General features: G+C 50.7%; 7 protein-coding genes. All 7 read left to right on the forward strand.

All coding sequences use genetic code 11. The features are described from left to right. Positions 1 to 188: 188 nt before the first annotated feature. The 7 genes from DWV73_RS00715 to DWV73_RS00745 all read left to right on the forward strand — a co-directional run bounded on the left by DWV73_RS00715 (position 189) and on the right by DWV73_RS00745 (position 12,433). Complete coding sequence (locus tag DWV73_RS00715) at positions 189 to 4,886, forward strand: acyl-CoA dehydratase activase (RefSeq protein WP_117795122.1); 4,698 nt, start codon at positions 189 to 191, stop codon at positions 4,884 to 4,886. Positions 4,887 to 4,944: 58 nt separating this feature from the next. Next, positions 4,945 to 6,237 carry a phosphopyruvate hydratase gene (gene eno / locus DWV73_RS00720; protein WP_117795124.1) on the forward strand — a complete coding sequence of 431 codons (1,293 nt, stop codon included), beginning with the start codon at positions 4,945 to 4,947 and terminating at the stop codon, positions 6,235 to 6,237. 441 nt (positions 6,238 to 6,678) lie between these two features. Then, on the forward strand, positions 6,679 to 7,785 hold the full coding sequence (locus DWV73_RS00725) for a BMP family ABC transporter substrate-binding protein (RefSeq protein ID WP_107001569.1): 1,107 nt from the start codon (positions 6,679 to 6,681) through the stop codon (positions 7,783 to 7,785). A gap of 139 nt (positions 7,786 to 7,924) precedes the next feature. Beyond that, complete coding sequence (locus DWV73_RS00730) at positions 7,925 to 9,463, forward strand: ABC transporter ATP-binding protein (RefSeq protein ID WP_117795126.1); 1,539 nt, start codon at positions 7,925 to 7,927, stop codon at positions 9,461 to 9,463. After that, positions 9,460 to 10,506, forward strand: coding sequence for an ABC transporter permease (locus DWV73_RS00735; protein WP_117795128.1), 1,047 nt, complete (start codon positions 9,460 to 9,462; stop codon positions 10,504 to 10,506). The genes DWV73_RS00730 and DWV73_RS00735 overlap by 4 nt, the downstream gene beginning before the upstream one ends. Further along, on the forward strand, positions 10,503 to 11,453 hold the full coding sequence (locus tag DWV73_RS00740) for an ABC transporter permease (RefSeq protein WP_242995687.1): 951 nt from the start codon (positions 10,503 to 10,505) through the stop codon (positions 11,451 to 11,453). Before DWV73_RS00735 ends, DWV73_RS00740 begins: the two co-directional genes overlap by 4 nt. Before the next feature lie 41 nt (positions 11,454 to 11,494). Then, complete coding sequence (locus tag DWV73_RS00745; RefSeq protein WP_107001566.1) at positions 11,495 to 12,433, forward strand: nucleoside hydrolase; 939 nt, start codon at positions 11,495 to 11,497, stop codon at positions 12,431 to 12,433. Positions 12,434 to 12,458: the final 25 nt, after the last annotated feature.

The raw sequence follows: 12,458 nt of genomic DNA on the forward strand, positions 1-12,458 counted from the left end.
GCGTACAGATTCATACGGTAAAGAGGTGTGCGGGGAAAAACCGTATGCCTCTTCTTCATGTTTTGGCGGATGCTAAGAAGTTGTTAAGATGAAGAGAAAAGAGATGACAGGGCGCAGGCTGCTTGTGTCGGATAGAATGACCGCACAAGTTTGCAGACATCTGGGATAAAGGAGTTAGAAGATACAGAATGGAACAGAAGGGACAAAACGGACAGGAACAGATTCTCGTCGGAATTGACGTTGGCTCAACGACGACGAAGGTGGCAGTGATGGAGGCGGCAACGGGGAAAGTCCTGTTTTCGGACTATACACGCCATCACTCGGATCAGCTTCAGAGTGTGTCGAGAGCTGTAAAATTGGTGAAAGAGACACTTGCGGGGCGGTCATTTCTGACGGCGATGACCGGTTCGGGCGCAAAGCACCTCTCGGAAGAGCTGGAGATCCCTTATGTACAGGAGGTAGTGGCGAACTCGATCGCCTTGAAAGCCATGTACGGGGAAATCGGAACGGCGATCGAGCTGGGTGGACAGGATGCGAAGATTATCTTTTTCCAGAGGGATAAACGGACGGGCGAGCTGCAGGTCGCAGATATGCGGATGAACGGAAGCTGTGCTGGCGGTACAGGTGCGTTTGTGGATGAGATTGCTTCTCTTCTTAAGACGCCGGTTGAGGAATTTGACGCGCTGGCGGCACAGGGAACAACCGTATATGATATATCCGGACGGTGCGGCGTGTACGCCAAGACCGACATCCAGCCTCTTTTAAATCAGGGGGTTAAAAAATCAGATTTGGCGCTTTCCTCCTTCCATGCGATTGCCAAACAGACGATCGGTGGTCTGGCACAGGGACTTTCGATCGAGAAGCCGGTCGTCTTTGAGGGCGGTCCGCTGACCTTTAACCGGACGCTGGTGCGCGTGTTTGCTGAACGTCTGGACCTTCGGCCGGAGGAAATTATAAGTCCGGACCGACCGGAACTCCTGATTGCCTGCGGTGCGGCGCGTGCGGCGGTGAAGCTCTTTTCGGAGGAAGAGGCGCTCGCCACGGCAGACGAACTGCTAGATCGGATCGAGAGGGTGCGTGCGGCGCGCGAGGAAGCAAAGAAACAAAGTGAAGCCGGAAATGGCGATGAGACGGCGGAAGGCTCGTTCCGTTCTCGTCCATTTTTTGCCGATCAAGCGGCGCAGGCAGAATTTCAGGAGAGACACAGACGCCTGGAACGAAAAACGGTATATTCGCAGTCGGGCAGTACGCTGCGGGCATATCTGGGTATTGATTCGGGCAGTACGACGACAAAATTTGTCCTGTTAGATGAGAATGAGGTACTTCTGGATTCCTTTTATGCGCCGAATCAAGGCGATCCGCTGACGGTGGCAAAGAAAGCATTGATTGCGATGCGGGAAAAGTATGCGTCCCACGGCGTGCGACTGGAGATTTTGGCAGCCGGGACGACCGGTTATGGAGAAATGCTGTTTTCACGTGCATTTTCGGCCGAGACACACGCGGTTGAGACGGTGGCACATGCACGTGCGGCGGCAAAATACACGCCGGATGCGACGTTTCTTCTGGACATCGGTGGTCAGGATATGAAGGCAATCTGGCTGGACAATGGCGTTATCACAAATATTGTCGTGAATGAAGCCTGCTCATCCGGCTGTGGGTCTTTTTTGGAAAATTTTGCATCCTCCCTGCATATTCCGGCGCGGGAGATTGCTGAAAAGGCATTTTCTTCGCAGCATCCGGCTGCGCTCGGAAGCCGCTGTACCGTCTTTATGACGAGCAGTATCGTGACGGAGCAGAGAAATGGAAAGCTGCCGGAGGACATCATGGCGGGGCTGTGCCGTTCGATCATTGAAAATGTATTTACAAAGGTTATCCGTGTGTCGAACCTGGATTCTCTGGGAAAGAGGATTGTCGTACAGGGCGGAACGTTTGAAAATGATGCGGTTCTCTGTGCGCTGGAACAGTATGTCGGCCGCCCGGTGATCCGGGCGCCGTATCCGGGCATTATGGGGGCGATCGGTGCGGCGCTTTTAGCGAAGGAAGAAGCACAGAGCCGGAAACAGCCGCATTTTATTGGTTTGGATCAAATGGAGTCCCTGACCTGGCAGCAGGAGGCGAATGTGCCGTGTCCGTTCTGTATGAACCATTGTCAGCGTGCGGTGGTGCGGTTTTCGAATGGAACCTCATGGATCACGAACAACCGTTGTGAGCGGGGCGAGATTCTTGGCGATCCGAAGGATGTGAAGGTGCGCGAGCGACTGAAAATAGCGTCAGAAACCCGGAATAAAGTGCCAAATCTCTATAAATTGCGGGAAGAACTCCTGTTTGCAGATTATCTGGATCAAGCGGAAGAAGGGGATGCATCGTCTGCAAAAAGTCATTCAGAGCGGGCAGCCGCTAAGACTGGTCTTGTGCCGAATGCTGTGTCTGATACTGTGCGGCGAAATATAACCATCGGTCTGCCGCGCGTCCTTGCTTTCTGGGATACGATGCCGTTCTGGACGACGTTCTGGCGTTCGCTGGGCTTTGAGATTCAGATTTCATCCCCGAGCACGCACAAGATGTTTGAGGAAGGCTTAAGCGCGGTAACTTCAGATACCGTCTGCTTTCCGGCAAAACTGGTGCACGGGCATATCCGCGATCTGGTAAAGAAGAAAGTGGATCGTATTTTTATGCCGTCGATTGCGGCGATCGGATCGGAAAATACGGAATCAACGAGCGAGTCCATGTGTGCAGTCGTGAAGGGATATCCGCTTGTGATCCGCAACTCGGATTCTCCGGAGAAACAGTGGGGCATTCCGTTTGATGCACCGTTATTTTACTGGTACAGGGAGGAAGATAAAGAACGTCAGCTTATTACATATATGGAACAGACATTTTCCATCCAGCCGTCGGAAACGAAAAAGGCGGTTCTTGCAGGAAATGATGCGATGCGGCAGTTTGGGAGCCGCCTGAAAGAGGCGGGAGCGAAGGTTCTGGAAGAGGTGGAAAAAGAGGGGCGCTATGCGGTGGTGCTGGCGTCAAGACCGTATCAGAATGATGCGCTTGTCAACCACAGCCTGCCGGAGCTTTTGACCGAGTTCGGCGTTCCGGTTCTGACGGCAGATTCTGTTCCGGGCATTGAAAATGTGGATTTAAGCCACAGCCGTCTGGATGTCGTAAACAATTACCACGCGCGGATGCTGGCGTCCGCGGTTCTGGCGGCACAGAGCCAGAATCTGGAATATGTCCAGTTTGTAAGCTTTGGATGCGGGCATGACGCATATTTGTCGGATGAGATCCAGCGTATGATGCGGGAAATCTCCGGAAAATCACCGCTGATCCTGAAACTTGACGAGAGCGAGGTACAGGGACCGCTGCGGATCAGGGTGCGTTCCTTCCTGGAGACGATCAACATGCGGCGGAAGAAGCGGGAGATGGCGGAGAGGCTGCAAAACCAGCCTGGAACAAGCCGACAGGAGAATGCGGGCGGCGGAAATGAATGCGGGACGGTTGCGCTGGGACCAGACATTCAAAAATCCTGGCAGGTTCACGAACTTTCGGATCCATATCCGGTTAAATTTGAGGTGGAAGACCGCAAGAAGCGCACGGTTCTGGTCCCGAACACCTCCCACGCGTTCTGCCGGATTATGTCGGCGGCGTTGAAGACACAGGGAATCCGGGCAGTTCCGCTGGCGGTCGGCAGGGAAGAGGCGATCCGCCTCGGAAAGCAGTATGTCCACAACGATATCTGTTTCCCGGCGCAGATTGTCATCGGCGAGGCGCTGGCAGCACTTCGGAGTGGTCAGTATGTGCCATCTGAGACGGCGATCGGTATGGGAAAATACATCGGTGACTGCCGCCTGACCCATTACAGTGCGCTGCTTCGCAAGGCGCTTAACGACGCCGGCTACCCGGAGGTGGCGATTCTGACGAACGATGACGTCGATTATCATGATCTGCATCCGGGCTTCCGGATGAACCTTATGTCGGCGATCCGTCTGGCGGGAGCGCTTCCGATGATCGATATTCTGGAAGAGCTGCTTCGCAAGATCCGCCCGTATGAGAAGGTTTCCGGAAGCAGCGATCAGGCATTTGACGAGGCGATGGATTTCGTCGTGGATGGTCTGGAGCAGCATGGGCTTTCAGGCGCTCTGCGAGGCTTTAAAAAGGCGATCCAGCGGATGAATGCGATCGAATATGACCGGAGCCAGCCGCGCCCGCGCGTTCTGATCATCGGCGAGTATCTCCTCAATTTTCATCCGGGCGCGAATCATGAGATTGAGCGCTACCTGGAGAAAAATGGATTTGAGATTATCGAGGCGCGGATGACGGATGTTATCCGGAAAACGTATTTCTGCCAGGATGAGCAGATTCGGACGTATCATCTGAAAAAGCCGTTTGTCAAGAAAAACTGGTATCATGTGGCGAACCGGGTATTTGACGCTGCGCACGCGGCAGCGGATCGGATAGCGAAACAGCATCCGCTCTATACGCCTGTCTGCCGCCTGCCGGAACTGGTAAAGGAAAGTGACCCGATCATCCCGCACACCTTTGATGCGGGCGAGGGCGTGCTGATTCCGGGCGAGATCCTGCACCATGCGGCGCATGGCTGCCGGGCATTTGTGATTTTACAGCCATTTGGCTGTCTGCCAAACCATGTGGTAGGACGCGGCATCGTAAAAAAAATGCGGGAAATGTACCCGGACGCCCAGATTCTGCCGCTTGACTACGATCCGGATGTGAGCTTTGCCAATCTGGAAAACCGCCTGCAGATGCTGATTATGAATGTGAAAGAAAGAAGCGTGGACACGGTTGCCCTGCCGGACGTGGGGCAGAGAAGCCCCGTGGAGACTATGAATAGAAAACAGAAAAACGCCGATAATAAAAAGCAGAAAGTTTCCTGATTTCGGGTTAGACAAAAATAGAAATCACATAAGCCCACGCGGCGGAAAGGGACAGGCTATGAAACATCTGGAAATTGAAAAGGTGATTGGACGGGAGATTGTTGATTCGAGAGGAAATCCAACAGTGGAGGCGGAAGTTTATCTATCAGACGGAAGCATAGGACGCGGCGCGGCACCGAGCGGTGCATCGACAGGTGAATTTGAGGCTCTGGAGCTGCGCGACGGCGACAAGTCGCGTTTTGGCGGAAAGGGCGTACAAAAAGCAGTCCAGAATGTGAATACCGTGATTGCAGAAGTATTAAAGGGCATGGATCCGGCGGACGTCTATGCGGTTGATAAAGCGATGATCGAGGCGGACGGAACCAAGGATAAATCCAAGCTGGGCGCGAATGCGATCCTGGCGGTTTCGATCGCGAACGCACGGGCAGCAGCCAATGCGTATGGTCTCCCGCTGTACCGTTTCCTCGGCGGTGTGTCTGGAAACCGTCTTCCGGTTCCGATGATGAACATTTTAAACGGCGGCGCGCATGCGGCAAACACCATCGATGTACAGGAGTTCATGATTATGCCGATTGGAGCAGAGAGCTTTTGCGAGGGACTCCGCTGGTGTACCGAGGTGTTCCATGCACTGGCAGCATTGCTTAAAGAGCGCGGACTGGCAACCTCTGTCGGTGATGAGGGCGGTTTTGCACCGGATCTGGGAAGTGACGAAGAAGCAATCCAGTGCATCTTAGAGGCAGTGGAGAGAGCCGGATATAAGCCGGGCGAGGACTTTGTCCTGGCGATGGATGCGGCATCCAGCGAGTGGAAGAGCGGCAGGAAGGGCGAATATCTGCTTCCGAAGAGTGGCAAACACTTCACCTCCGAGGAGCTGATCGCACACTGGAAACAGCTCTGCGGGAAATACCCGATCGCCTCGATCGAGGATGGTCTGGACGAGGAGGATTGGGAAGGCTGGCAGAAGATGACCGCAGAACTCGGCGGACAGGTGCAGCTGGTCGGCGACGATCTGTTTGTAACAAATACCGAACGCCTGGAAAAAGGTATCCGTCTCGGCTGCGGCAATTCGATCCTGATTAAGCTGAACCAGATTGGATCCGTCTCCGAGACACTGGAGGCAATCAAGATGGCACATAAGGCAGGTTACACGGCGATTGTATCCCACCGTTCCGGCGAGACCGAGGATACGACGATCGCAGATCTGGCGGTCGCATTGAATACCTGCCAGATCAAGACGGGCGCACCGAGCCGGAGTGAGCGCGTGGCAAAATACAACCAGCTTCTGCGGATTGAGGAAGAGCTGGGAACCGGCGCACAGTATCCGGGGAAGGCGGCATTTAATAAAAATTAAGTTGTCTTTTTTGCGAGATATCGTGCAGACAAGCAATCTGTTACATTGCATGAAATGTGTGAATTGTTCCGAAAACGAATGCATTTCCTCAGAAACAGACAAAAATCATCTGGGGAAATGCCGGATGGCGTCGAAACAAAGGAAAATAGAATACAACTTTGAAAAGGAATGCGTTTTACCGTACAACCAGGACGGAGAGAAACGTATTCCTTTTTGTTTTGCATAAGACCGAAAAAAGGAATATTGCTAAAAGTTTGACAATATTTTAAAAAATAATCGTTTTTATACGAAATTTATTGACAAAACAGTGGGAATGATTGTAAAATAACTGTAAAGCAAATATGAAAAAAGGATTTATTTTTTTTGAACGAATGGAAAAACGTTTTACCAAAGGAATGGTCCGGCGGATAACGTATTTCACATAAAAAGGAGGATGAAAGAATGAGAAAGAGAACATTAAGCATTGTACTTGCAGCAGCAATGTGTGCCAGCTTAACAGCCTGCGGCGGTGGCGGAAGTACTGCTGAGACAACGGCAGCTGACAGCAGCAATACCGAGACAAAGGCAGCCGACGCTTCAGAGAAATCTGACAAACCGCTTCGTGTGTGTGTTGTCTACACCGGCAACTTAGGTGATAAGAGCTACAATGACTCCTGCAACATGGGTGCACAGAAAGCAGTTGAGGATTTCGGCATCGAGCTTAAGAGCCTTGAGGGTACCACTGCTGAAGAGTGGAAAGCAAACCTACTTCAGGCTTGTGATGACGGCTACGATTTAATCATCGGTGCTTCTTCCAACATCGCAGATTATATCACTGAGAATGCATCCAGTTATCCGGATACCAAGTTTGCAGTTATCGATACAACCGTTGATCTGCCGAACGTTGAGTCCATCAGCTTTGCTCAGAATGAGGGCTCCTTCCTGGCAGGTGCGGCAGCAGCTATGTTCACCACCAAGACCGATATCCCGAATGTCAATGAAGATCATATCATCGGCTGGGTAGGCGGTATGGATATTCCGGTACTTCATGACTTCTATACAGGTTATGAGCAGGGCGCGAAGTATATCGATCCGGATATCAAGATTCTTCAGGCTTTTGCAGGAAGCTGGACGGATCCGTTAAAGGGTAAAGAGCTGACGTTAGCACAGTATGAGCAGGGTGCTGATATTGTCATGAACGTAGCATCCGGTACCGGTGTTGGTATTCTGGAAGGTGCAAAAGAAGCTGACAAATACGCAATCGGCGTTGACTTAAACCAGGATTCCGATCAGCCTGGACATGTTCTTACTTCCATGGTTAAGAGAGTTGATAATGCTTGCTATCTGGTTATCCAGTCTGCAGTAGAGGGAACTTTTGAGGGCGGCACAACCAAATATCTGGCATTGAAGGACGGCGGTGTCAGCCTGACCGATTTCTCTGTTATCAAAGAATCTCTGGGCGACAAATTCCCGCAGGATATCGTTGATAAGTGTGATGAGCTTGCCGAGAAGATCAAATCCGGCGAGATCGTAGTTGAAAACTATGAAGGATTTGGCCCACAGGCATAATTGATAAAGACAAGGCCGGGAGCGAGTGAAACCTGGCGGCGAAGGGGGATCTGAATTCTTTCAGGTTCCCCTTCATTTTCAACAAAATGTTTTTTCTTGGAAAGAGCCGTCAGGCATTTCCGGACGAGAGGGTGATCGAATGAACGAATACGTAGTGGAGATGAAAGGAATTGTCAAAAATTTCGGGCAGGTTCAGGCGGTAAAGCATGGTGAATTTACTCTGAAAAAGGGCGAGATTCATTCTCTGATTGGTGAAAATGGAGCTGGTAAATCCACCATGATGAAGCTTCTGTACGGCATGTATCCCATTGACGAGGGCGAGATTATCGTCAAAGGTGAACCGATGGGAACCATCACACCGAAGCTTGCAATTGAGCACGGTGTCGGCATGGTCCATCAGGAATTTATGCTGGTGAATGAGCTGACGGTTCTGGAGAATATTATTCTGGGATTTGAACCGAAAAAGGGATTGACAATTGACTTTGACAAGGCAAGAAAAGAAGTTAAAAAGTATATTGAACAGTATCATATGGACGTGCAGCTGGATAAGAAGGTAAGCCAGATATCCGTTGGTGAAGCGCAGCGTGTCGAGATTATCAAGACATTGATGCGAGGTGCTGATATCATCATTCTGGATGAGCCGACAGCGGTTCTGACCCCTCAGGAGGCAGAACGTCTGTTTGAAATCCTGAACAATCTGAAACAGGATGGAAAATCCCTTGTCTTTATTTCTCATAAGCTGAATGAAGTTATGGCAATATCAGACCGCATCTCTGTGATGCGTCAGGGACAATATATGGGCACTGTTAATAAAGAGGAAACTTCTCCGCTGGATCTGACCAAACGAATGATCGGACGTGAAGTATTCTTAAACATTGATAAGGCTTATTCTGAGGCGGGAGATACGATTCTGGAGGTTCAGGATGTGTGGATTCCCAGCCAGAAGGAGACATCGAAGATCCGGGGCATGTCCCTGCATGTCAAGGCCGGTGAGATTGTCGGCGTGGCAGGTATCGATGGAAATGGACAGAGTGAGCTGGTTGAGGCGATCACCGGACTCCGCAAGGTAGAGAAGGGCAAGATCCTTCTTTGCGGCAAGGATATTACGAATCAGAGTCCAAGAAAAGTGAGAGAGAGCGGTCTTTCCCATATTCCGGAGGATCGAAATACAAGAGGTCTGAACCGTGCCATGACCATCGAGGAAAATCTGATCGCAGTCCGCCTGGATCAGCCTCCATTTACCAAGGGCATTATGATGAATAAATCAGGACAGGATACCTATGCAAAAGAAATGGTAGAACAGTTTGATATACGCCCGGCGGATTATAGTCTTCCTACATCCTCCTTATCCGGCGGCAATGCACAGAAGGTTGTAGTAGCCCGGGAGGTATCTCTTGGCAATAAGCTTCTGGTAGCATCCCAGCCTACCAGAGGTGTAGATATCGGTGCCATCGAACTGATTCGAAATACCCTGGAAAAGGCGAAAAAGGCAGGCGCCGGTGTTCTGCTGGTTTCGGCAGAATTGGAAGAGATTATCTCCCTTTCGGATCGTATCGTAGTTATCCATGAAGGTAAAATTACCGGCGAGATGAGGGCCGACGAGGCCAATGAAAACAATCTGGGTCTGCTTATGATGGGCGGTACAGACACAGGGAAGGACGGTGAAACAGCAGTATGAATCAGACATTAAATGGTATTCGAAGGATTCTTATTACGATACTCGTTGCGATGGGTGTCGGTGCGCTGTTTATCATAGCCATCGGGGAAAATCCCATTGATGCATATGCGGCGCTGTTCCGCGGTGCTTTTGACGGAAAGCTCCGTCTGGGCACAACCTTGGCAGGATTTACTCCGCTGCTGCTGACATCCATTGCCTTTGCAGTTGCAGCAAAAGCAGGTGCTTTTAACGTAGGTGTTGAGGGCGAGGTTTTCTTGGGCGGTATCACAGCTGCTTATATTGGCATTAACTGGACCTTCCTTCCGAAGCCGGCTCTGTATGTGGCCTGTTTTGTAGGCGCTATGGCGGTAGCAGCTGCCTGGGCCTTTATTCCGGCGGTTCTGCGTGCCTATTATAATGTAAATGAAGTATGTACCACCATTTTGATGAACACGGTAGCCCTTTATATTACATCTTATCTGGTCAGCGGACCTATGAGTGCGGGTACTGCTAACGCTCAGTCCCTGCCGGTTACGGTAAGGCTGTATCAGTTTATGAAACCCAGCAGTGTTAACGTAGGTATTTTCATCGCGGCCATCACCGTGATTGTGATTATTTTTATGCTTCAGAAGAGCAGCTGGGGCTATAAGATTCGTACCGTTGGCCTGAATCCGACCCATGCGGATTATGTGGGAATTGATTCTAAGAAGGTGTTTATCGGTGCCATGATGCTTTCTGGTATGTTGGGCGGCATGGCAGGATGCATCGAGGTTCTGGGTGTTCATGGATATTTCCTGAACAACTTTGCAACCGGACTTGGAAGCAATGGTATGCTGGCAGCTCTGATTGTAAAGAACAACATGGTTTCGACTCCATTTATGGCATTTTTCCTGGCAGTTTTAAAATCGGGCGCTATGGGAATGCAGCAGTCAACCGGTGTGCCGAAATCACTGGTTGATACCATTACAGCTGTGTTCATTATCATAGCGACCATGGAGACTGCGTTCCAGTTTGCAAAGAAACGTAAAAAGAAAACGGAGGAGAAGAAGGAGGATAAGGCATGAATGCGATAATGCAGAATTTTGATAAAATCTTTAATGCGTCGCTGATTTATGCAACGTTTCGTTCAGCGACTCCGATCATCTTTGCCGCTCTTTGTGCGGCAATCACCCAGCAGGCCAATATCTTAAATATCGGTACAGAGGGTATCATGCTGGTAGGTGCTTTTACTGCAGTAGCAGTCAGCTTCTTTACCGGAAGCTGGTTATTAGGCATTCTGGCAGCGATGATCGCCGGGGCTGTCATTGCTATGATCATGGCAGTGGGACATATCCGGTACAATTCGGAGATCTGCGCCATCGGTATGGGTATTAATATGCTGGCACTGGCTATTACTAAATTCATGGTAAATGCGATTTTCCACAGTACCGGAAGTTTTTCAAGCCCGGATATTAAAGCGATTCCCCGTGTGAACGTTGCATTTTTAGACAATCTTCCGGTGGTGGGGGATCTGTTTAACAACTGGTGCGTGACCGAGTGGTTTGCCATTGTTCTGATTATCCTGCTTCAGTTTTTCTTCTATAAAACTGTATGGGGACTGCGTCTGCGTGCAGTAGGTCAGTTTCCGGAAGCGGCGAAGACGGCAGGTATCAAAGTAAATGCTGTGAAATATCAGGCAATGCTGCTTTCCGGTCTCATCGGAGGTCTGGCAGGTGCTCATCTTTCCCTGGGTTACAGTACCCAGTTTATCGAGAACATGACCAATAACCGTGGTTTCATGGGCGTTGCAGCCATGTATTTCGGTGGTGCGAACCCGGTTCTGACCACACTGGGCTGTCTGCTGTTTGGATTTTCAGATTCCGTCGGTGCCCGCCTCCAGGCATATGGCATTCCATCCCAGTTCGTTCTGATGATGCCGTATATCGTGACCATCGCGGTACTGGCAATTTCCATGATTGCGAAGATTTCAACCAACAAGAAGAGAGAATCTTCCCTGCATGTGGGAAGCTGATGATGAAGAAAGATAAAACACTATAAGGAGGACATAATCAGATGGAAAAGACAAAAATTATTCTTGACTGCGATCCGGGACATGATGACGCGGTCGCGATCACGCTGGCGGCGAACAGTGACAAGATCGATCTGTTAGGTATTACAGTCGTAGCAGGCAACCAGACGCTGGAGAAAACGCAGATTAATGCGAGAAATGTGTGCCAGTGGCTTGGTGTGGATGTGCCAGTGTATGCGGGCTGCGGACAGCCGATGGTGCGTGAAAAAATGATAGCGGGCGATATCCACGGTGAAACAGGGCTGGATGGTCCGGTTTTCCCGCCTCTGACAAAAGAATTAGAGAAAGAGCATGCAGTCGATTTCATCGTTAAAACCCTGATGGAGTCCGACGGCGATATCACGATGGTGACAACCGGTCCGATGACCAATCTGGCGATGGCGATGCGGATGGAACCGGCGATTATTCCGAAGATCAAACAGATCGTCCTGATGGGAGGCGCGTATACCAATGGTAACGTAACTCCAGCGGCAGAGTTCAATATCATCGCCGATGCGGATGCAGCGTATGTATGCTTTACCAGCGGACGCCCAATCACGATGATGGGTCTGGATGTTACCCGCAAGGTACTGTGCTATCCGGAGATCGTTGACCGGATGGAGAAGATCGGCAATAAGGCATCCAAGCTCTTTGCGGATCTGATGCGCTTCTTCTGCAAGACCCAGAAAGAGGTATTTGGCTGGGAAGGCGGACCTCTGCACGATCCGGTTACGATCGCATGGCTGATTGATCCGAGCGTTGTGACCCTGAAACCGATGCATGTGGACATTGACATCCGCAGCGTCCAGTCCTACGGACGTACTAACTGCGATTTCTTCGGTTACGGCGGACAGGAGCCGACTGCAAACGTAGCGATCGATATCGATGCGGCGAAGTTCTGGGATATCGTTGAGGCAGGGCTGAGAAGATACAGCGAGGCATAGTTTATAATACTTGTGTTCGGAGGCA

This window comes from Clostridium sp. AF12-41 (assembly GCF_003461685.1).
Classification (GTDB): domain Bacteria; phylum Bacillota; class Clostridia; order Lachnospirales; family Lachnospiraceae; genus Otoolea; species Otoolea fessa.